The following is a 19,814-nucleotide window of genomic DNA, read 5'->3' as shown; positions in this document are numbered from 1 at the left end:
ATTCAATTTGTGTTTATTATTTCTTAAACAACCAGATCTTGTGTTGTTATTATTAGAATTTATAGAAGATCACTAATAGGTGAAAATGTTTTACGGTGATATTTGGTAATACCAAATTTCTTAATAGCTTTTAAATGTTCTTTGGTTCCATAACCAGAGTTTGTATCCCATCCATAATTATTAAATTTTTTTGAAAGTTTTGTAATAAATTTATCTCTACTGACTTTTGCAATAATTGATGCAGCAGAAATGCTTGGAATTTTTTGATCTCCTTTAATTATATATTCTAATTTATAGTTTTTTAGGTCAGGCAGTTTGTTGCCATCAATTAAAACAAGTGAAGGTTTTGTTTTTAATTTAAGAATAGCTCTTTTCATTGCAAGTAAACTTGCATGTAATATATTAATTTTTTCAATTTCTTTAGTCGATGCCTGGCCTATAGCCCATATAGAATTTTTTTTAATATATTTTTCAAGCTCCTCTCTCTTGTCTTTTGTTAGAGTTTTTGAATCCTTTAATAATCCTTTATCAATAGAATTATTTAATATGACAGCTGCAGCATAAACGGGTCCAATTAAGCTTCCTCTACCAACCTCATCAACACCTGCTAAGATTTTCATTAAATGGATAGTTTTAGTTCTAAGATTTTTTGTTTAATCTTTTTTAAGTCATCCCATGAATGTTTTTTATTTTCAGGAGCTCTTAAAAGATAAGAGGGGTTAAAAGTTATGATAACGTTGTAACTTGTATTCTTGACAATTACTTCCTTCCATTTTCCTCTCTCAATAGAAATTTTACTATTTAAACCTGTTAAAGATTCCATAGCAGTACTACCCATAAGAATTATTATTTTAGGATTTATTATTGAAATATGTTTTTGTAAAAATTGAGAATATCTTTTAATTTCTGTAGAGTTTGGCTTTCGATCTTCAGGGGGCCTAAAATTTACAGCATATGTTGTATAAATATTTTGTTTTTCAATATTTATTGCAATTAGCATTTTTTTTAAAAGATCTCCTACCTCACCCATAAAAGTTAATCCGGAGTTATCTTCTTCAACACCTGGGGCTTCACCAATTATCATTATTGGGCTATTAATATTTCCATCTCCTAAAACCATCTTTTTTGAATTATTCTTTAAGTCACAATCGCTAATTGAGTTTATTTGCTCTTTAAGATCCACAAGTTCTTTAACTTTATCTATTTTTTGAATACTCAGACCTTTTTTTAAATCATTACTACTATTTTTTAGTCTATTGATTGGGTTTTCATCAAAAATAAAGTCAGACCCAGTAGAGTTTAAAAACTCTGAGTCATAATTCGTATTTTGATTTATTACTTTTTTAGACATAGAATGACCAAATGTTGATAAAGTTTTTTAAATTATTTTTAATATTATTACTTTATCAGAGTCCATTATACTCAAAAAATACCAGTTTAAACGATTTTAATACGAGGTATTTGTCTAATTATTTTTCTGGAATCGTTGCTTATGAAAATCTAGATAATACGAAAGCTTTAAAATTTTTTAATTCATCAAAAATATTAATAAAACAGCATGACGCCTATCTTGAGAGGTATGTATTTTCATTAGTTCTTGATGGCAAAGTTAAGAAAGCAATTAATCAAGTTAAACAGAGCTCAACAAAAAATAACTCTGACTTTTTTCAAGCTAATCTGTTACTGGCAGTTGATAGTTTAAAGAAAAAAGACTTTAAAAAAAGTAAAGTCTATATCGATCGATCATATGAATTTATTAATAATGATAGGCTTTCTTTAATTATTGCAGAAACCTTCAAACAATACCTATCTATTTTTGAAGAAAAAAAATTAATGAAGCAAAAAAATACATTTGGAAATTTTTCATTTATTAATGAAGTTTTTCAACGGTGTTATTTAAATGATAAAGATACTGAGAAATATTTTGGTAGATTAATTAATTCACAAAACGATGCTGATTATTCAAGGTATTCATTTTTTTTGATCAGTTATTTAATTGAGAATGATAATTATGATGAGGCAAAAAAAGTTACTAATAATTTTGATTATTTAAATTCATCAGTATTAATTTCTCAAGGCAAAAAATGGATAGAAGATAGAAACTTAGATAATTTTCAAGATATTTTTTCATGTACTAATTCAAATGACATCGTTAGTGAGCTATTTTATCTAATAGCAAATCTCTATTCATCTCAGAATGATTATGAGAAATCAAATTTTTACTTAAATATAGCAAACTATTTAAATCCTAAATTTATCTTCAATTTGTCCTTATTAGCTGAAAATTATTATTGGAGTAATGATTATTCAAATACATTAAAAACTCTTGAAGCATTTGATAAAAAGCATGAATTTTATTATTGGTTTAAGTTAAAAAAAGAGTCTCAAATTATTTCAAAAAAATCTGATCAAGAAACATCTCTAAATTTTATCAATAAAAAATTTAAAGCAATTAAAAAACCAAATAAAAAAATTATATTTGATATTGCAAATATGCATAAAAATGCAAAAAGATATATTGAAGCAATAAGTTTTTATGATCAAATACTTTTAAAAATGGACGTTAATTCCGACCTATATGCAGAAATATTATATAGGCGTGGAGGAAGTTATGAGAGATCTGGAGATTATATAAAAGCAGATAAAGACTTATTGAAATCTCTTGAAGCAAATCCAGATGATGCCTATGTTTTGAATTATTTAGCTTATTCATGGCTGGAAAGAGAACATAAAATTGATACTGCTCTTAAAATGCTTGAAAAAGCTTATGCTGCGAGAAGTAACGATCCATATATTATTGATTCAATCGGTTGGGCATATTACTTAGTCGACGAATATGAGAAGGCAGAAAATTTTCTTAAAAGAGCAGTTGAATTAATGCCACAAGATCCAATAGTTAACGATCATTACGGTGATATTCTTTGGCAACTGGATAGAAAAATTCAAGCAAGATATTTTTGGCAAGCGGTTTTAAATTTAGATGAGACAGAGGATGATATGAAAAAAACTATTAAAAATAAATTAATAGAGGGATTAAAAAATTCCTAAATTATGAATAGTTTTAAGATAAAGTCTTATGCAAAGATAAATTTAGCTCTAAACGTTACTGGAAAAAAATCAAAGCTTCATAATATTGAAAGTTTAATTTCTTTTATCGATTTACATGATTCAATTACATTAAGAGAAAGTAACACAAAACAGCATAAAATTAACTTTTTTGGAAAGTTTTCTAAAAACATCAGTAAAATTAACACCATTTCAAAATTGTTAAAAATTTTAGATAATAAAAAACTTTTAAATAATAAAAAATTTGAAATTAAAGTTATAAAAAATATACCTCAAAAAGCAGGAATGGGAGGTGGGTCCATGAATGCTGCCAGCTTATTAAATTTCTTTATCGAAAAAAAAATAATTAAAATAAAAAAAGATGAGTTAAAAAAAATAAGCAATGAAATAGGGTCAGATGTTATCTTAGGTATAAAACCATCATCAGCTATTCTTTTATCTAATGGAGATATCAAAAAATATAAAAATAAAATCAAATTTCATATATTGGTTACAAAACCTAACTTTGGATGTTCTACAAAATATATTTATTCAAAAGTTAATTCCTTTTCTAAACCTGAATTCACCCTCTCTAAACAGAAATTATTTGAAGCAAAATATTTAAAAAATTTAGGCAATGACCTTGAAAAAGTTGCGTTAAATAAATATCCAGAACTTAAAAGAATTAAATCCTACCTCAGCGGTTTACCCAATGCTCTATTTGCTAGAATGTCTGGATCAGGATCCTCAATAGTGGCTTATTTTCATTCCAAAAAGGCCTGCAAAAAAGCATACAGACAATATAAACGAAAATTTAATAGCCACTGGTGTATTGAATCAAAAACTATATAATTTTTTTTTTTTGTGATATATGAAATTAACATTGGCCCATGGTGAAGTGGTATCACATCTGTTTTTGGTACAGAGATCCGAGGTTCGAATCCTTGTGGGCCAGCCATATATGAATAACTTATTAGATAAAATTTTTTTTAGATCTCAAAACCTTAATTACATAAATTTAGGCTTCAAAAATATTAAAAAAGAAACAGAAGTTTCAAAGATATTTGAAGCAGTTCATTCATACTCTAGTAATAGTGAAATTCGGTATGTTGGGGGATGTGTAAGAAAAATTATCAATAAAGAAAGATATGACGACATAGATTTGGCAGTAAATTTAAATCCAAAAGAGGTGTGCGAGGCTCTTACTAAAAAAGACATAAAATATTACGAGAGTGGAATAGAACACGGAACAATTACAGCATCAATTAATGACATAAAGTTTGAGATCACATCACTAAGAAAAGACGTTGATACAGATGGACGACATGCAAAAGTAGAGTTTTCTGATAGCTGGAAAGATGATGCTTCTAGAAGAGATTTTACTATCAATTCTATTTATGCAGATATTGAAGGAAGTTTATTTGATCCATTTGATGGAAAAAAAGATTTAGAAAATGGAAAAATTAATTTTATTGGAAATATAGAAACAAGAATTAAAGAAGATTATTTAAGAGTGTTAAGATATGTTAGATTTTATCTTAGTTATTCCAAACATAGTCATGACCCAAAAGTTATTAAAGCAATTAAAAAAAACCTAAGTGGCGTTTCAAGTATTTCTTCAGAAAGATTAATAGATGAATTTCAAAAATTATTAAAATCAGATGGTTTTCTAAAGTTAACTAAGGATGAGGATTGCTTAGAGATTATAAATCTTATTTTTCCACAAATTAAAAACATTTCTTTATTTAACAAAATGAATAGTTTTGCAAAAAGAAATTTTCTTAAAGTAGATTTTATTTTTTTATTATCTTTAATGATTATTGATGGAACTGATAATGTAGATTATTTTATTTATAAATTCAATTTATCTAAAAAAGATCAAAAAAGACTTATATTTTTGAATAAGTTTAATTTAGAAAAAAATACTAGCCAAACTTTTTTAGAAAAAAAATTGAATAAGGTTTTTTATTTTAATGGTAGAGAGGCATTATTAGATGTTCTTTATTTTAAGATTTTTAAATCCAAAAAAGTAGACAATAAGTTAGTTAAATTAATTGAAATTTTTAAGAAAAAAGAAATGCCTGTCATGCCATTTAAAGCTAGTACCTTGATGGAGAAATATCAAGTTCCTGAGGGAAGAGAGCTGGGACAGAAGTTAAAAGCAATAGAAGAGGTCTGGACTAGTAATGATTTTAAAATTTCAGATAAAGAAGTTCAAAAAATAGTAAGTAATTAAACGTACTTTACATCTTTAATTTCAAAGTTTTTTACACCTGCGGGAGTTTTAATTTCAACTAAATCGTTTTTGTTTTTTCCAATTAAACCCCTTCCTATTGGTGATTGAAAAAATATTAGTTTTTTTTGAAGGTCAGCCTCGTCTTTTCCAACTATTTTATAGGTAATTTTTTCTTCAGTATCTAAATTTTCTAAATCTACAGTTGAGCCAAAGATGACTTTTCCATTATTACTCATTTTTGTAACGTCAATTACATTTGCTCTCGCAATATTATCATTGATCTGAACTATTCTTCCTTCATTATGTGATTGTTCTTCTTTTGCAGCATGGTATTCAGCATTCTCTTTCAAATCTCCATGTGATCTTGCTTCAGATATTGCAGCTACTATCTGTGGACGTTTTTTCTCTTTTAAAAAAATTAGCTCTTCTTTTAAAACTTCAAGTCCGGCAGTTGTTATTGGTTCTTTTTCCATTTTAATTCCATTTTGCTATTGGAGGTAAAGACATTAATATTCCTTCAACATTACCACCTGTTTGTAAACCAAATTTTGTTCCTCTATCGTATAGTAAGTTAAACTCAGCATATCTACCTCTTTTAATATACTGTATCTCCTTTTGTTTTACAGTCCATTTCTTTTTGTATTTCAATTGTATTATAGAGTTAAATAACATTTGAAAGGTAACTCCAAGATCTGCTACAAATTTAAAGTCTTTCTCCCAATCATTTTTTTTGTAATCAAAAAAAATACCACCAATTCCTCTTGTTTCTTTTCTATGTGGTAAATAAAAATATTCATCACACCACTTTTTATATTTTTTATAGAATTTTTTATCATGTCGATCACACATTTTTTTTAATTTGTCATGAAGGAAGTTTTTTTCCTTAAGATCTTGAATGCAAGGAGTTACATCCATACCACCACCAAACCATCCACGCGTTGTATAGATAAACCTTGTGTTAAAGTGAATTGCTGGAACATGAGGGTTTTTCATGTGCATTACAACAGAAATTCCTGACGCCCAAAAATTTAGATTTTTAGAGGCACCTGGAATTTTTTTACCCATCTCTTTTGAAAATTTTCCATGCACTTCTGAAAAGTTTACACCAACTTTTTCAAAAATTTTACCATCTTTTAAAATTCTAAACTCTCCACCACCTTCATCTTTAATTTCATTTCTATTCCAAGTTTTAGATTTAAATTTTAATTTTTTATCTTCTAGTTTTTCAATATCGTTACAAATTGTGTTCTGCAGCAACTTAAACCAATTAGAAGTAAGTTTTTTTTTAATTTCTTTATCCATTATTTATTAAAGTTAGTTTGTCTTAAATTTTCTGAAAGAATTATAGCAACTGAAGAGGCTATATTTAAAGATCTTTTATTGTCCATCATGGGTATTTTTAACCTATACTTAATTGAATTATGAACATGATCTGGTACACCAGCACTTTCTCTTCCAAATAGCAGTGTATCATTACCCTCAAATTTGAAAGCAGTATAAGTGTCTGATGATTTAGTTGTTAACAATATTACCCTCTCATTCTTTTTTGATTTAAAAAACTCATCTGAACTTTGATAAAATTTTATCATTTTTTCATCCATGTAATCCATCACAACTCTTTTAAATCTTTTATCGCTGAATAAAAAACCACATGGTTCAATTATTTCTAAATCAGCACCCAGACATGCACATGTTCTAATAATAGCTGCTGTATTTTGAGGAATATCAGGTTCATATAAGGCTATTTTAGGTCTCAAATTCATGTTTTATGTGTCATTGTTTCAGTGGAAAAAAAACTTTTTTCTTATAAGAAGTCATATATTAGATAACAATATACAAAAAATAAAAGATGTCTGAAAAAAAACCTGAAAGAAGAGAATTTTTATTTACTGCCTCGTATGCTGTAGGAGCTGTTGGGGTAGGAGCTGTTGTTTGGCCACTAATTGATCAAATGAACCCAGATGCCTCTGTTAAAGCATTGGCCAGCACAGAAGTTGACATAAGTTCAGTTCAACCTGGAAAAACAATCACTGTACTTTGGAGAGGAAAACCAGTTTTTATCAAAAGAAGAACTTCCGAGGAAGTAGCTGAAGCAAGAGCTGTTAAAATGGAAGATTTAAAAGACCCTCAAAAAGATGAGGACAGAGCAAAAGATCCAGAATGGTTAGTTATGGTAGGGGTTTGTACTCACTTAGGCTGCGTACCTTTAAATGATAAAGGAGACTACAATGGTTGGTTTTGTCCTTGTCATGGTTCGCACTACGATATATCTGGAAGAATTAGAAAAGGTCCTGCTCCAACAAACATGGAAGTTCCAAAATATGAATTTGTTAATAGTAACACAATTAAAATTGGATAATAAATAATTATGAGTGATCACGAGTACGTTCCCAGTTCAAAATTTGGAAAATGGTTTAATGACAGGCTTCCACTTTTATCACTTGCTAGTCATTTAACTGATTATCCAACACCTAAGAATTTAAATTATTGGTGGACATTTGGTGGAATTTTAACTTTTTGTTTAATTACACAAATCGTTACAGGTTTAACTCTAGCTATGCACTACATTGCTCATGCTGATATGGCTTTTGAAAGCGTTGAACATATCATGAGAGATGTAAACTATGGTTGGTTAATAAGATATATTCATGCAAACGGTGCTTCAATGTTTTTCCTAGCAGTCTATATTCATATATTTAGATCTTTGTTTTATGGATCATATAAATCTCCAAGAGAAATAATTTGGATTATTGGAATTATAATTTACCTTTTAATGATGGCAGCAGCATTTATGGGATATGTTTTACCATGGGGTCAGATGAGTTTTTGGGGAGCAACAGTTATTACAAATCTTTTTAGTGCAATACCTTTAGTGGGTGAGGGAATAGTTAATTGGTTGTGGGGAGGTTATTCTGTTGATAACCCAACTTTAACAAGGTTTTTCACGTTACATTATTTGATACCATTTTTAATCTTAGGCTTAGTGGTTCTTCATATTTGGGCACTGCATATTCCTGGAAATAATAATCCAATAGGAATTGATGTTAAAAAGCCTTCTAAGGATACAGTGCCATTCCATCCATATATTGTGATCAAAGATGCCTTTGCATTATTAATGTTTATGATTGTTTTTGCATTTTTTGTTTTTTATTCACCAAATATTTTAGGGCATGCGGACAATTATATAGAAGCAAATCCAATGGTTACACCGGCACATATAGTTCCTGAGTGGTATCTATTACCATTTTATGCAATCCTAAGGTCAGTTCCTGATAAATTAATGGGGGTAGTTGCAATGCTGTCAGCAATTTTAATTTTAGCTGCACTGCCTTGGTTAGATACTTCAAAAATTAGATCGGCAGTATTTAGACCTCTTTACAAGCAATTTTATTGGATACTAGTAGTGGATGTATTAGTTCTAGGTTACGTGGGTGCTATGCCAGCTGAAGGGCTTTACTTATTGATTGCTAGGGTTGCCACAGCTTACTACTTTATTCATTTTTTAATAATCTTACCGTTATTAGGATTTAAAGAAAAAACTATACCCCTACCTTTAAGTATTACAGAACCAGTACTTGGAGGGATGCCAATGGCATCAGCTGTTAAAAAAAAAGAAAGTTTAGATTAATTAAGTGAAAAATATTTTAAAAATTAGTTATTCAATCATTTTTTTATTAGTAGGAACTCCTACAGTTAATGCTGCAGAAAAAGTTGATCTTTTAAAAACAGATTGGAGTTTTAAGGGATTATTTGGAAAATTTGATAGGGGGGCCTTGCAAAGAGGGTACCAGGTTTATTCAGAAGTTTGTGCTGGCTGTCATTCAATGAAATATGTAAGTTATAGAAACCTATTTGAACCAGGTGGACCAGAGTTTAGTGAAGAGCAGGCTAAAGCAATAGCTACAAGTTTTGAAGTTACAGATGGACCAAATAATGATGGTGAAATGTTTGTTAGACCAGCAAAATTATCTGATAAATTTGTCATGCCTTTTGAAAACGTTAAGGCAGCTCAAGCAGCAAATGGAGGAGCTTATCCACCTGATATGTCAGTATTAGCAAAAGCTCGAAGTGGTGGGGTTGATTATATTTATTCAGTACTTTTAGGTTATGAAGATCCACCCAGTGGCGTAACGCTTGATGATGGGGTTTACTATAATAAATATATGTATGGTAATAAAATTAAGATGTCACAACCTTTAATGGATGATGCAGTAGAATATAGCGATGGTACAAAAGCTACAGAAGAACAAATGGCAAAAGATGTAACAACATTTTTAATGTGGGCAGCAGAACCACATTTAGAAAGTAGACATAAAATGGGCTTTAAGGCTATTTTATATTTAATTATTTTAACTATTCTGGTTTACTTTAGTATGAAGAAAATTTGGTCACGTATTGAATCTGAAGTTTAATATATCACCATCTTTGACAATATAATCTTTTCCTTCAAGTCTCATTTTTCCATTAGTTTTGGAATTTACCCAACCTTGATTTGCTATGAAATCTTCGTATGCAATTGTTTCAGCTCTAATAAAACCTTTTTCAAAATCAGTATGTATTTCACCAGCCGCTTTTGGTGCGGTACAATTTTTTTGGATAGTCCAGGCTCTAGTTTCTTCAGGTCCAGATGTAAAGTAAGTGTCTAACTCTAAAATATTATAACCCTTTTGAATTAACATATTTAAGCCAGTTCTTTTTAATCCAATCATCTCCATATAATTTTCTTTTTCTTCATTTTCTAATTGATTTATTTGGTTCTCAATATCAGCCGAAACTATTAAGGTATTTTTTTCACCAAATTTATCAATAAAAACTTGTGTGTATTTATTTCCATTTTGAACACTTGCTTCATCAACGTTACATACAAAAATTTTAGGTTTTAAAGACAATAAACCACTTTGGTTTATTAATTTTTTATCAAATTGTTCATAAAGTACTTGAATATCTTTAGAATTATTTATGCAGTCAGAAGCAATTTCTAATATCCTTAATTGTTCCTCATCTACATTTTTCTTATTATTTTTTTCCAATCTTTTTTGTATTGATTCAAGGTCTGCCAACATCATTTCTGTTTCAATAATTTCTAAGTCTCTGATTGGATCAACAGTTGGGTTCACATTTTGAATATCATCAGAGTCAAAACATCTGATCATATGTATGACTGCATCGACTTCTCTTATATGAGATAAGAATTTATTTCCTAAGCCTTCACCTTTAGAGGCGCCCTCTACTAGTCCGGCTATATCCACAAACTCAATAGTGGTGTTAATTTTTTTTTTTGATTTTGATATTTTTACCAATTTATCTAGTCTTTCATCTGGTACAGGAACTACACCAACATTTGGCTCTATCGTACAAAAAGGGAAATTAGCAGCTTGTGCCTTGCTAGAATTTGTAAGTGCATTAAATAATGTAGATTTACCAACATTAGGTAAGCCAACAATTCCACACTTAAAACTCATTACTTGTTATTTACAGTGCTTGAGAATAAATCTAATTTTTTATCAATTAATATAGCCATTGAATCAATAATATTTTTAGTAATTTTTTCTAGTTGTATCATTTCATCTTCATCAAAATCTTTTAATACATGGTCTGAAACATCAGCTTTAGTTTTGGGTCTTCCAATTCCTATTCTTACTCTTGAATAATCTTTGCCAATAAATTTATCAATAGACTCAATTCCATTATGCCCTGCACTAGATCCTGAAAATTTTGCTTTTACTTTTCCAAACTCAAGGTCAAGGTCATCATGGAAGACAATCACATCTTCAGCATCAATTTTGAAGTATTCAATTAATTCCCTTATGCAAATTCCAGAGTTATTCATAAAGGTTAAAGGTTTTATTGCATAAACCTTTTTATCTTCAACATTACCCGTAGTTAACAATCCTTTAAATTTTGGTTTCTGTTTAGACAGACCAAATTTTTGATTAAGAGCATCAATTAATTTGAAACCAATATTGTGTCTGTTGTTTTCGCTATCGGGTGTTGGATTTCCTAAGCCTACAAATAAAAGCATATTTTTTTTAAATCGTATCTAGGAGCCTTCACAATAATAAGTTGATTATTTTTTTTCTTCAGTGGCTTTTTTTTCATCGCCATCTTTTTTATCGCCTTCAGCTGCTGATGCTGCTTCTTTACCATCTTCTGTAGTTGCTGCTTCTTCAGCTTCAGCTGGTTTTTCTGGCTCTTTCATAACTGTAGGCGCAGCCAATGTTGCAATCACAAAATCTCTTCCAATAATAGTTGGTGTAACACCCTCTTCTAGTTTAACTGAAGATATTTTGAAACTTTCTCCAATATCCACTCCATCTAAATCAATAGTTATTGCAGATGGTATTTTTTCACTTGGGCATTTTAATTCTATTTCTCTTCTAACAATGTTTAGAACTCCACCTCTTTTTAAGCCTGGTGAAGTTTCATGGTTAATAAATTCTACAGGTACTTCTATTCTAATTTTTACACCTGGAACAACTCTAAGAAAATCGATATGAGTTGGCTCATCTGATATTACATTATAAGTAATTTCTCTTGGTAAAACATTTTGAGGCTTTCCATCTAAATTAAGAGTTATTATATTTGATAAGAAGCTTCCTTTTTGTATTAGAGATTTTAATGTTTTTTTTAATACGGTAACTTTTTGATTTTCTTCTGGTCCCCCATAAATTATGCCAGGGATATCTCCAGCCAATCTAAGAGAACGAACATCTCCTTTTGACTTAGTGTTTCTAGTATTTGCATCAAGTGAATTCATAAAAGGATGGCTTTTAGCCCAAGTTTCTTAATAACTCAAGATAATTATTTAAATAAATCAGATACAGATGTTGAGTTAGAGATCCTTTTAATTGCCTCACCCATAAGGGCTGAAATAGGCAAAACTTCTATATTTTTAACATTTTTAATTTTATCATGATTATCAATTGTGTCTGTCACTACTAATTTTTTAATGACAGATTTTTTAATTTTATCTACCGCCTCTCCACTTAAAACCCCGTGAGTAATATAAGCGTAAACTTCTTTAGCACCTCTATCTTTTAAAGCTTTCGCAGCGTTTACTATAGTTCCACCTGAATCAATTATGTCATCAACTATAATACAAGTTTTCCCCTTAACATCTCCTATGACATTCATAACTTTGGATTGACCTGGTTTGGGTCTTCTCTTGTCCACAATAGCAAGTTCTACATTTAAAATTTTACCAAGTGCTCTCGCTCTTTCAGTTCCACCAACATCTGGTGCGACACAAATAATATTTTTACTTTTGATATTTTTTTTAGCATGTCTTGCAAAAATTGGTGTAGCAAATAAGTTGTCTACAGGAATGTCAAAAAAGCCCTGAATTTGTCCAGCATGGAGGTCTACAGTAACGACTCTATCAGCACCTGCTTTGGTAATTAAATTGGAAACAAGTTTTGCAGAAATAGAAGTTCGAGGTACTACTTTTCGATCTTGTCGTGCATATCCAAAATAAGGAATGACAGCAGTAATATTTTTTGCCGAAGATCTTTTCAAAGCATCAATGCAAAGTAGTAATTCCATTAAGTTGTCATTTGCAGGTGATGAAATAGACTGAATTATAAAGATACTATTACCCCTAATGTTCTCATTAATTTCTATATAAATTTCTCCATCAGAAAACTTTTTTATACTTGAATTCACAAGCTTAGTTTTTAAATATTTTGCAATATTTTTGCTTAGAGGTTTATTGCTGTTTCCAGTTAATAATTTCATGAAATATTATCAATTAATCATAATTACAGAAATATTTCTACCATAATCATTCTCATTGCGGCTAATAGATCTTCGAGCACTAAAAAAATTATTTTTAGGATTAAATGTGTCCTTATTAATTATATCAACTTTCTTTATATTTAAGGCTTTTAATTGAGAATGGACATATTTCTTTAAATTAAAGAAATCTTTATTTTTAATTTTCTTAAAAAATTTTTTATTTTTTCCATCTTTTTTAATGAGTTTTTTAATAAAATCTTTTTTTACCTCATAATTTTTTAATGAAATACATGGCCCGATAACAGCAGTAATATTTTTAGGAGCACAGCCTTTTTTTATCATAAAATTTAAGGTTCTTTTAATTATCCCTTTGAAAGCACCTTTCCAGCCAGCATGGATTGCTGCAATCATCTTTTCTTTCTCATCATAAATTAGTATTGGAGCACAATCGGCAGTCAATATGGCTATAGGAAATTCCTTTTTATTTGTGATTAGTGCATCTCCCTCAAAATTATAATTTTTAAGTTTTAGATTTTTATCTACAAAATGAAATTTATTACTATGAATTTGCTTAAGTAAGATAATTTTTTTGAGCTTAGTTTTAATTTTCTTTTGTACGATTTGAAGATTTTTTAAAATATTTTTTTTATTATCTGAAGATCCAGGACCACAATTTAAACTCTTAAAAATACCTAGAGATTTTCCACCCTTTCTATTAAAGAAAGCGTGCTGTAAGTTTTTAAATTTGCTGAGTTTCTTTGACTTAATCAATTTAAAACCCCAATTTAAATTTATTTTTATGTGTTGTTATTAGCATTACTTTAAATAATTCACCCATTTGATTTTTATCTATAAGCCTTTTTATTCTAAAATAAATATCAGCTTTTTCACTAAATAACATTTTCTTGGACAGTATTTCTGCTCTTTCAAGAATACCAAGTTTTGTTAAAAACTTACCTTGGGTAGTATTCATTGCGGTAAGTGAGCTTAATTCTTTAACTATACTATTTATCAAATTGAAACTTAAATTATAAGTAATATCAGAATCACCAAATCCCTCTAGCACATCACAATATTTATGTTTCGATACAGCTTGTAGGGTATTTTTCATTTTTTTATCAATATATGCATAATCTATTATTAAAATTCCACCATTATTATGCTTAATCTTATTGTTAATACTTTTTAAATATTCAGTTGATTGTGGTGAATACTCAATAAAGTTCTGCTGTTTCGCAATCTTAAATTTGATTTTATTTTCAAATTTTTTCATATCAAAAGGAACATCAAAATATTCAAATTTTTTATTGGAGAATTTGACATACCTTTCAAACCATTTTTTTTCTTTTTTTATGAATTGCTTAATGGGCAAGGCATCAAAAAATTCATTTGCTAAAAAGATACATGGTAAATTATCTAATTCACTTAAATCATTTAACCATTGAATATTTTTTTTATTGATATTAGTCTTTTGTTTTTTCTTGAGTAATTTGCTTCTTTCTAAAATTTTAATACGACAAGAATTTTTAAATATTGGAAACTTATCAAAGGTATTAACTAAAACTTTCATCATTTCACCATTACCAGCACCCAACTCAATTAAATTAAACTCTTCAGGGCAACCTAGATTTTGCCAAAATGAAACCACCCAAATTGCAATCATTTCTGAAAATAATACGGATATGTTGGGTGAAGTTATGAAATCGCCCTTTTTGCCAAAGGGATCTTTTTTTATGTAGTATCCAGATGTTTTGTTATAAAGAGATTCCTCTATAAACTTATCTAGAGTAAACGAGTCATTATCCTTAATTTTCATTTTTTTAAGGATAAAAGATAAGCCCCAGTCATGAAAAAAAGAATACTTATCAATTGGCCTAATGTTAGATTTAAAACTAAGTAGCCGATTTGTGGATCTGGAGACCTACAAAATTCTATAAAAAATCTAAATAGAGAATAAAAGATTAGGAATAAAGCAGAGATTTTTCCAGGTACTTTTAAATAATCTTTTTTAAAAAAATACCCAAGTATAAAGAAAAGAATTATTCCTTCAAAAAAAGCCTCATATAATTGAGAGGGGTGTCTTTTGATATTATCTATTAGAACAAATTGAACTGACCAAGGCAGGTCTGTGGCTCTTCCATAAAGCTCTGAGTTTATGAAATTGGCAATTCTACCAAAAAAAATTCCAATTGGAGCAGATAGGGCAACTAAGTCTAAAAATATAAACGAATTTGTATTGTGTTTTTTTGAGAACAGTATTGATGCAACTATAATTCCAATTAAAGCACCATGAAATGACATTCCGCCATTCCAAACCATCAATATTTCAATAGGGTTATCTAAATAATATTTTAGATTATAAAATAAAGTATATCCAAGCCGACCTCCCAAAATCATACCTATAATAAGATAGGTTATGAAGTCATCAAATAGCTGAAGAATATGAGAATCTTTTATTAATTTTTTTTTACAATATAGCCAACCAAGTGCAATACCGATAATATAAGCCAAAGAATACCATCTGATTTCTAATGAAAATATTTGAAACGCAACTGGGTCAAAATTATTAATAAACATTTTTAAAAAACTACGTATAAAGTATATTAATTTTATAAACGAATATATGACAAAATCAAAATTTGTAATTGATAAATTAACTAAGCTATTTGAACAAGGGCTAATTTCTTATAAAGATTTAAGTTCTGAAATCATAAATGTTTTAAGATCTAAAAGAGATGAAATCATTTTTAAGATGAAATTAACTAGCAAAGAAGAAACAGATATATTAATTAAAAGAGTTGAAAATTTAGAAAAAAAAATCAACAAATTAGAAAAAAAAAGTCCAAATAAAAAATCTACAAAGGTAAAAAAATCTTAACTCTAAGGCCGTTTAAAGGAGATTTTTCTAATAAAATATTTCCTCCATGGGATTTGATTATGTCAGATGTAATTGATAATCCAAGACCAACACTAGATTTAGAATCACCTCTACTTTTATCTACTTTATAAAATGGTTTGAAAACATTTTCTAACTCTTCTTTAGGAATGCCAACTCCATCATCATCAATAGTAATTATTATGTTACTGTCTTTTTTTGATAGATGAAAATTTACATTTTCAGCATATTTAATTGAATTATCTATTAAATTATTTAAAGATCTTTGTATTAAATTCTTTCTTCCATTCATATAAACTCTTGGAATTATTTCTTTAGTTATTTTATCATTATTATATTTATTTATTATAGTTTCGATTAATTTAGAAATATCAAAGGTTTCATCTTTTTCTAAATAAGATGAACTTATAAACTGTAGATATTCATTAAGCATTTTTTCCATTTCATCTATATCTAAAGACATTTTTTTTGATAAATCTTTATCTTTCATAAAAGATAGCTGAAGTTTTAGTCTTGTTAAGGGTGTTCTTAAATCATGGCTTATACCAGATAACATTTCAGACCTTTGATTTAGGTGTCTCATTATTCTTTTTCTCATTTTATCAAATTCCAAACCTGCTTGTCTGATCTCTAAAGCTCCCGATGGTCTGTACTCATCAATATTTTCTCCTTTACCAAATCTTTCTGCAGCCTTAGCTAAGTTTATAATTGGCCTTGTTTGATTTTTCAGAAATATTATGGCTATAGTTATCATTAGTAGAGCTGGTAAGGTAATCCATAGTGCAAACATTCTAGCAGACGAGCTTGCCACTCTATCTTTTGGGATAAAAAATTCGAAGTAACCGTCGTTATATTTAATATTTATATGAATAAGTTCTTTATAACTCGTTGTATCGAACCAATAATTCTCATTACCCATATTAGATTTTAGTTCTCTTCTAAGTGTTCTATCTATGGGGCTAAACCATCTTTCTTTTTGAGGTTTTTCAAATGAATCATCTTTTTTAAACTCAACATTAAGATCTAAATAAATTGAGAATAAGCCTGACAGGTCGTTATTATTATATTTTCCATTATCGTAAGCTGCTATGAATGTTTTCATCTCACCGATCAATGCTCTTGTCATACCTTTATTTGTTTTAATCCAAAGACTATCAAAAAAAACAATTGTTATGACTACTTGAAGAACAATTATTGGTACTGCTACAATTAATAAAGCTCTATAAAATAATCTTTTGGGTAATAAATTTTTTACAAAATTATTCAATCCATAAGACATAACCAGCACCTCTTAAAGTTTGTAAGTATTTTGGATTTTTTGGGTCTATTTCTATTTTTTTTCTAAGTCTTGTAATTATTACATCTATTGATCTTTCTTTATCAAGATCAGTTAGTTTGCCAATATCCTCTCTTGAAAAAGTTTTGCCAGGATTGTTAATCATTTTTTCTAATATAATTTTTTCAGTACTATTTATTTTATATTCAGTATCATTTTTAATGATTAAAAGTTTGTTAAGATCAATTTTAACATTATCAAAGGTTATAATTCTTTTTTCATCATTTCTTTTTGTTTTATTCAAAATATTTTTTATTCGTAAAGTAAGTTCCTTTGGTTCAAAAGGTTTTGGCAAATAATCATCGGCACCTATCTCTAGGCCCTCAACTCTATTTTCAGCTTCTCCTTTAGCTGTTAATAAAATTATAGGCGTATCAATCTTAGATTTATTTTGCTTGATAAAATCAAGGCCACTTTTGCCTGTCATCATTACATCTAAGACAATTAAATCAAATTTAATTATTGAGATTTTTTCTTCAGCATTTTCTGCACTATCTGATGTGGTAACCAAAAAGTTATTTTCATTTAAATACTGTTTAATTAGAGATCTAATTCCCTCATCATCATCTACAACTAAAATGTGGGCTACAAAATCATTCATTAATTATTTTCCTTAAAACATTGTCAAAGTTTAGGACTTGATCAGAACTTGAATTTAAAAGAGCGTTATAAATTCTTTTTTTTTGTGTCGAAAATATTTCATCAAAAATTTTTTCTCCTTTTTCATTTAAAAAAATGTGTTTTACTCTTGTGTCTTGTTGATCTTTTTCAAAAAAAACAACATCGAGTTTAATTAAATCTTTTAAAACTCTATTCAAGCTCTGCTTGGTAACCTTTAACTTCTTTAATAGGTCAGAAATTGTAATCCCCTTATACATTGATAATAGATGTAAAACTTTGTGGTGAGCTATACCTATAGAGTATTTATCTAAGGTTTTCTTCGCATCTGAAAAAGATTCACGATAACTCGTAAATAATTTTTCAATCAATTGCTTTAATTGAGTGTCCTTTAAATATAAAAGTTCTTTCATTATGGGTAAGTTATATTGACATATTATAGATACAAAGATAATTTTAGGAAAAAATTTAAATTATTTCACACATGATACCCTACGATAAAAGATCTGGTAAAATCTGGTATAATAACGAGCTTGTTGATTGGGCTGATGCAAAAATTCATATTTTAAATCATGGATTGCATTATGCTAGCTGTGTATTTGAAGGAGAAAGAGTTTATGACGGATCAATATTCAAATTAGAAGAACACACTACAAGACTTTTTTATTCAGCTAAAAGAATGGGAATTACAATGCCATATTCAGAAGTGGAAATAAATGATGCATGTAATAAAATTATTTCAGTTCAAAATATAAAAGATGGCTATGTAAGACCAATGGCTTGGAGAGGTAGTGAAATGATGGCAATCTCTGCGCAACAAACAAAAATTCATGTTGCTGTAGCAACCTGGGATTGGGGTTCTTATTTTGATCCAAAATTAAAAATTAATGGGATTAAATTAAATATTTCAAACTGGAGAAAGCCAGCGCCAAATACAATACCGTGGGACACAAAAGCATCAGGCTTATACATGATCAACACCTTGTCAAAACATGAAGCAGAACAACAAGGTTATACAGATTCTTTAATGCTGGATTATGAAGGAAACATTGCAGAGGCAACTGGAGCAAATATTTTTTTTAAAGATAAGAATGGAGAAATACACACTCCAATTCCAGATTGTTTTTTAGATGGAATAACAAGAAGAACAGTTATTGAAATTGCTAAATCTAAAGGAATTAAAATTAATGAGAGAAAAATTAAACCAGAAGAACTAAAAGATTTTGTTGGTTGTTTTTTAACTGGGTCAGCTGCAGAAGTAACACCAGTATCATGTATTGCGGATAATCAATTTAAAGTTTGTGAAACTATAATTGATTTAAATGAAAGTTATCAAGCTTTAGTTAGAAAAAAATAGATTATTTACTTTTTATTATCCTCAGACATTGCATGGTCAATGCCTTTTCTTAAATACTCATAACCAGTATATAGAGTTAAAAATGCAGAAAGCCAAAGCAGGATTATGCCAATAGTTTGGGCATTATAATCTTGAAAATTTAAAATTTTATTACCAGTTTCACCTGTCAGTAAAAGAGCTATGGCAACCATTTGTAAAAAAGTTTTTAATTTTGCTAAATTAGTTACTGGTAATTTAATTTGCCCTCTAGCCAGAAACTCTCTTAATCCTGAAATCAGTATCTCTCTTGTAAGTATTATAATTGCGGCAATAACCTCATAATGTTTAATTGTTCCACTCATAACAAGCAATATAAGTGCGGTAGCAACAATAATTTTATCTGCTATAGGATCAAGCAATTCACCTAACTTAGACTCTTCGCCCATCATTCTTGCCAACATTCCATCCAAAAAATCAGTAAATGAAGCAATTACAAACAATACGCATGCAGTTAAATCACCGTAAAAACCCGGCAAATAAAATGCTAGAACAAAAAAAGGTACAATTATTATTCTACCAATTGTTAAAATATTTGGAATTTTTTTAAGCATAA

At 28.8% G+C, this 19,814-nt stretch carries 24 protein-coding genes and 1 tRNA gene; 9 read left to right on the top strand and 16 right to left on the bottom strand.

Translation table 11 applies throughout. The annotated features are described in order from the left end of the window. Window positions 1-59: 59 nt before the first annotated feature. Together ABXT48_RS06115 and ABXT48_RS06110 are read right to left on the bottom strand one after the other, a co-directional pair. Complete coding sequence (locus ABXT48_RS06115; RefSeq protein ID WP_415286137.1) at window positions 60-620, bottom strand: ribonuclease HII; 561 nt, start codon at window positions 618-620, stop codon at window positions 60-62. After that, window positions 620-1,351 (bottom strand): uracil-DNA glycosylase, encoded by a 732-nt coding sequence (locus ABXT48_RS06110; RefSeq protein WP_415286136.1) that lies wholly within the window; start codon window positions 1,349-1,351, stop codon window positions 620-622. Before ABXT48_RS06110 ends, ABXT48_RS06115 begins: the two co-directional genes overlap by 1 nt. 110 nt (window positions 1,352-1,461) lie before the next feature. Between ABXT48_RS06110 and ABXT48_RS06105 the strand changes: the two genes are divergently transcribed. The 4 genes from ABXT48_RS06105 (at window position 1,462) to ABXT48_RS06090 (ending at window position 5,281) form a co-directional block, all read left to right on the top strand. Continuing rightward, a complete protein-coding gene (locus ABXT48_RS06105; RefSeq protein ID WP_415302841.1) occupies window positions 1,462-3,048 on the top strand; it encodes a tetratricopeptide repeat protein in 1,587 nt (528 codons plus the stop codon). A 3-nt stretch (window positions 3,049-3,051) separates the two neighbouring features. After that, window positions 3,052-3,897: a 4-(cytidine 5'-diphospho)-2-C-methyl-D-erythritol kinase gene (ispE, locus tag ABXT48_RS06100; protein WP_415286134.1), complete on the top strand. Its 846-nt coding sequence runs from the start codon at window positions 3,052-3,054 to the stop codon at window positions 3,895-3,897. Window positions 3,898-3,929: 32 nt separating this feature from the next. Beyond that, window positions 3,930-4,003 (top strand) — tRNA-Gln (locus tag ABXT48_RS06095). A 3-nt stretch (window positions 4,004-4,006) separates the two neighbouring features. After that, window positions 4,007-5,281 carry a CCA tRNA nucleotidyltransferase gene (locus ABXT48_RS06090; protein ID WP_415286133.1) on the top strand — a complete coding sequence of 425 codons (1,275 nt, stop codon included), beginning with the start codon at window positions 4,007-4,009 and terminating at the stop codon, window positions 5,279-5,281. Here the strand turns inward: ABXT48_RS06090 and greA are convergent. From greA to ABXT48_RS06075, 3 genes are read right to left on the bottom strand one after another with little or no spacing between them, the layout of a single operon-like run. After that, window positions 5,278-5,754, bottom strand: coding sequence for a transcription elongation factor GreA (gene greA, locus ABXT48_RS06085; protein ID WP_415286131.1), 477 nt, complete (start codon window positions 5,752-5,754; stop codon window positions 5,278-5,280). The genes ABXT48_RS06090 and greA overlap by 4 nt on opposite strands. A gap of 1 nt (window position 5,755) precedes the next feature. Further along, window positions 5,756-6,583, bottom strand: coding sequence for an oxygen-dependent coproporphyrinogen oxidase (gene hemF, locus ABXT48_RS06080; RefSeq protein ID WP_415302840.1), 828 nt, complete (start codon window positions 6,581-6,583; stop codon window positions 5,756-5,758). Next, entirely contained in the window at window positions 6,583-7,044 is a 462-nt protein-coding gene (locus ABXT48_RS06075; protein ID WP_415286127.1) for a tRNA (cytidine(34)-2'-O)-methyltransferase, read from the bottom strand. Before ABXT48_RS06075 ends, hemF begins: the two co-directional genes overlap by 1 nt. A gap of 86 nt (window positions 7,045-7,130) precedes the next feature. Here ABXT48_RS06075 and petA point away from each other — a divergent pair, with 86 nt between their 5' ends. From petA to ABXT48_RS06060, 3 genes are read left to right on the top strand one after another with little or no spacing between them, the layout of a single operon-like run. Further along, window positions 7,131-7,640 (top strand): ubiquinol-cytochrome c reductase iron-sulfur subunit, encoded by a 510-nt coding sequence (petA, locus tag ABXT48_RS06070; protein ID WP_271492267.1) that lies wholly within the window; start codon window positions 7,131-7,133, stop codon window positions 7,638-7,640. A 9-nt stretch (window positions 7,641-7,649) separates the two neighbouring features. Then, window positions 7,650-8,909 (top strand): cytochrome b, encoded by a 1,260-nt coding sequence (locus ABXT48_RS06065; RefSeq protein ID WP_415278026.1) that lies wholly within the window; start codon window positions 7,650-7,652, stop codon window positions 8,907-8,909. A gap of 4 nt (window positions 8,910-8,913) precedes the next feature. Next, a complete protein-coding gene (locus tag ABXT48_RS06060; protein ID WP_415286125.1) occupies window positions 8,914-9,693 on the top strand; it encodes a cytochrome c1 in 780 nt (259 codons plus the stop codon). Here the strand turns inward: ABXT48_RS06060 and ychF are convergent. From ychF to lgt, 7 genes are read right to left on the bottom strand one after another with little or no spacing between them, the layout of a single operon-like run. Further along, window positions 9,670-10,743: a redox-regulated ATPase YchF gene (gene ychF / locus ABXT48_RS06055; RefSeq protein WP_415302838.1), complete on the bottom strand. Its 1,074-nt coding sequence runs from the start codon at window positions 10,741-10,743 to the stop codon at window positions 9,670-9,672. The two genes, ABXT48_RS06060 and ychF, sit on opposite strands and share 24 nt — an antisense overlap. Then, window positions 10,743-11,303, bottom strand: a complete 561-nt coding sequence (gene pth, locus ABXT48_RS06050) for an aminoacyl-tRNA hydrolase (protein WP_415302836.1) — start codon at window positions 11,301-11,303, stop codon at window positions 10,743-10,745. The genes ychF and pth overlap by 1 nt, the downstream gene beginning before the upstream one ends. Window positions 11,304-11,348: 45 nt before the next feature. Further along, the gene (locus tag ABXT48_RS06045) at window positions 11,349-12,038 is read right to left on the bottom strand and encodes a 50S ribosomal protein L25/general stress protein Ctc (RefSeq protein ID WP_415286121.1); all 690 of its coding nucleotides are present in this window, start codon (window positions 12,036-12,038) and stop codon (window positions 11,349-11,351) included. A gap of 44 nt (window positions 12,039-12,082) precedes the next feature. After that, complete coding sequence (locus tag ABXT48_RS06040; protein WP_415294769.1) at window positions 12,083-13,015, bottom strand: ribose-phosphate pyrophosphokinase; 933 nt, start codon at window positions 13,013-13,015, stop codon at window positions 12,083-12,085. A 9-nt stretch (window positions 13,016-13,024) separates the two neighbouring features. Then, entirely contained in the window at window positions 13,025-13,786 is a 762-nt protein-coding gene (gene pgeF / locus ABXT48_RS06035; RefSeq protein WP_415286117.1) for a peptidoglycan editing factor PgeF, read from the bottom strand. A 1-nt stretch (window position 13,787) separates the two neighbouring features. Beyond that, a complete protein-coding gene (locus tag ABXT48_RS06030) occupies window positions 13,788-14,831 on the bottom strand; it encodes an SAM-dependent methyltransferase (protein ID WP_415302834.1) in 1,044 nt (347 codons plus the stop codon). Then, the gene (lgt, locus tag ABXT48_RS06025) at window positions 14,828-15,592 is read right to left on the bottom strand and encodes a prolipoprotein diacylglyceryl transferase (protein ID WP_415286113.1); all 765 of its coding nucleotides are present in this window, start codon (window positions 15,590-15,592) and stop codon (window positions 14,828-14,830) included. The genes ABXT48_RS06030 and lgt overlap by 4 nt, the downstream gene beginning before the upstream one ends. 46 nt (window positions 15,593-15,638) lie before the next feature. On the opposite strand from lgt, the gene ABXT48_RS06020 reads away from it, so the two are divergent. Continuing rightward, a complete protein-coding gene (locus tag ABXT48_RS06020) occupies window positions 15,639-15,893 on the top strand; it encodes a hypothetical protein (protein WP_271492296.1) in 255 nt (84 codons plus the stop codon). Here ABXT48_RS06020 and ABXT48_RS06015 read toward each other — a convergent pair. Genes ABXT48_RS06015 through ABXT48_RS06005 form a run of 3 tightly spaced genes read right to left on the bottom strand, consistent with a single transcriptional unit; the run spans window position 15,871 to window position 18,278 of the window. Then, window positions 15,871-17,190 (bottom strand): ATP-binding protein, encoded by a 1,320-nt coding sequence (locus ABXT48_RS06015; RefSeq protein WP_415302832.1) that lies wholly within the window; start codon window positions 17,188-17,190, stop codon window positions 15,871-15,873. The two genes, ABXT48_RS06020 and ABXT48_RS06015, sit on opposite strands and share 23 nt — an antisense overlap. Then, on the bottom strand, window positions 17,171-17,848 hold the full coding sequence (locus tag ABXT48_RS06010) for a response regulator (RefSeq protein WP_415286109.1): 678 nt from the start codon (window positions 17,846-17,848) through the stop codon (window positions 17,171-17,173). The genes ABXT48_RS06015 and ABXT48_RS06010 overlap by 20 nt, the downstream gene beginning before the upstream one ends. Next, window positions 17,841-18,278, bottom strand: a complete 438-nt coding sequence (locus tag ABXT48_RS06005) for a MarR family winged helix-turn-helix transcriptional regulator (RefSeq protein WP_415302830.1) — start codon at window positions 18,276-18,278, stop codon at window positions 17,841-17,843. Before ABXT48_RS06005 ends, ABXT48_RS06010 begins: the two co-directional genes overlap by 8 nt. A gap of 71 nt (window positions 18,279-18,349) precedes the next feature. Between ABXT48_RS06005 and ABXT48_RS06000 the strand changes: the two genes are divergently transcribed. Then, window positions 18,350-19,222 (top strand): branched-chain amino acid aminotransferase, encoded by an 873-nt coding sequence (locus tag ABXT48_RS06000; RefSeq protein ID WP_415286107.1) that lies wholly within the window; start codon window positions 18,350-18,352, stop codon window positions 19,220-19,222. A 5-nt stretch (window positions 19,223-19,227) separates the two neighbouring features. On the opposite strand, the gene pgsA is transcribed toward ABXT48_RS06000, so the two are convergent. Further along, the gene (pgsA, locus tag ABXT48_RS05995; protein WP_271492308.1) at window positions 19,228-19,812 is read right to left on the bottom strand and encodes a CDP-diacylglycerol--glycerol-3-phosphate 3-phosphatidyltransferase; all 585 of its coding nucleotides are present in this window, start codon (window positions 19,810-19,812) and stop codon (window positions 19,228-19,230) included. Between the last annotated feature and the right edge of the window lie 2 nt (window positions 19,813-19,814).

It is taken from the genome of Candidatus Pelagibacter sp. Uisw_101, assembly GCF_047727615.1.
In the GTDB taxonomy this organism is placed as follows: domain Bacteria; phylum Pseudomonadota; class Alphaproteobacteria; order Pelagibacterales; family Pelagibacteraceae; genus Pelagibacter.
The sequence above is the reverse complement of the archived record's forward strand: the minus strand, read 5'-3'. Positions and strand labels throughout refer to the sequence as shown.

What these genes read in the sequence shown, in the direction of transcription:
- ABXT48_RS06010 (WP_415286109.1), bottom strand. Translation starts at nt 17,848, where the DNA reads ATGAATGATTTTGTAGCCCACATTTTAGTTGTAGATGATGATGAGGGA.
- ABXT48_RS06040 (WP_415294769.1), bottom strand. Translation starts at nt 13,015, where the DNA reads ATGAAATTATTAACTGGAAACAGCAATAAACCTCTAAGCAAAAATATT.
- ABXT48_RS06030 (WP_415302834.1), bottom strand. Translation starts at nt 14,831, where the DNA reads ATGAAAATTAAGGATAATGACTCGTTTACTCTAGATAAGTTTATAGAG.
- pth (WP_415302836.1), bottom strand. Translation starts at nt 11,303, where the DNA reads ATGCTTTTATTTGTAGGCTTAGGAAATCCAACACCCGATAGCGAAAAC.
- ABXT48_RS06005 (WP_415302830.1), bottom strand. Translation starts at nt 18,278, where the DNA reads ATGAAAGAACTTTTATATTTAAAGGACACTCAATTAAAGCAATTGATT.
- petA (WP_271492267.1), top strand. Translation starts at nt 7,131, where the DNA reads ATGTCTGAAAAAAAACCTGAAAGAAGAGAATTTTTATTTACTGCCTCG.
- ABXT48_RS06045 (WP_415286121.1), bottom strand. Translation starts at nt 12,038, where the DNA reads ATGAATTCACTTGATGCAAATACTAGAAACACTAAGTCAAAAGGAGAT.
- pgsA (WP_271492308.1), bottom strand. Translation starts at nt 19,812, where the DNA reads ATGCTTAAAAAAATTCCAAATATTTTAACAATTGGTAGAATAATAATT.
- lgt (WP_415286113.1), bottom strand. Translation starts at nt 15,592, where the DNA reads ATGTTTATTAATAATTTTGACCCAGTTGCGTTTCAAATATTTTCATTA.
- hemF (WP_415302840.1), bottom strand. Translation starts at nt 6,583, where the DNA reads ATGGATAAAGAAATTAAAAAAAAACTTACTTCTAATTGGTTTAAGTTG.
- ABXT48_RS06090 (WP_415286133.1), top strand. Translation starts at nt 4,007, where the DNA reads ATGAATAACTTATTAGATAAAATTTTTTTTAGATCTCAAAACCTTAAT.
- ABXT48_RS06000 (WP_415286107.1), top strand. Translation starts at nt 18,350, where the DNA reads ATGATACCCTACGATAAAAGATCTGGTAAAATCTGGTATAATAACGAG.
- ABXT48_RS06015 (WP_415302832.1), bottom strand. Translation starts at nt 17,190, where the DNA reads ATGTCTTATGGATTGAATAATTTTGTAAAAAATTTATTACCCAAAAGA.
- ABXT48_RS06075 (WP_415286127.1), bottom strand. Translation starts at nt 7,044, where the DNA reads ATGAATTTGAGACCTAAAATAGCCTTATATGAACCTGATATTCCTCAA.
- ychF (WP_415302838.1), bottom strand. Translation starts at nt 10,743, where the DNA reads ATGAGTTTTAAGTGTGGAATTGTTGGCTTACCTAATGTTGGTAAATCT.
- greA (WP_415286131.1), bottom strand. Translation starts at nt 5,754, where the DNA reads ATGGAAAAAGAACCAATAACAACTGCCGGACTTGAAGTTTTAAAAGAA.
- ispE (WP_415286134.1), top strand. Translation starts at nt 3,052, where the DNA reads ATGAATAGTTTTAAGATAAAGTCTTATGCAAAGATAAATTTAGCTCTA.
- ABXT48_RS06110 (WP_415286136.1), bottom strand. Translation starts at nt 1,351, where the DNA reads ATGTCTAAAAAAGTAATAAATCAAAATACGAATTATGACTCAGAGTTT.
- ABXT48_RS06115 (WP_415286137.1), bottom strand. Translation starts at nt 620, where the DNA reads ATGAAAATCTTAGCAGGTGTTGATGAGGTTGGTAGAGGAAGCTTAATT.
- ABXT48_RS06020 (WP_271492296.1), top strand. Translation starts at nt 15,639, where the DNA reads ATGACAAAATCAAAATTTGTAATTGATAAATTAACTAAGCTATTTGAA.
- ABXT48_RS06065 (WP_415278026.1), top strand. Translation starts at nt 7,650, where the DNA reads ATGAGTGATCACGAGTACGTTCCCAGTTCAAAATTTGGAAAATGGTTT.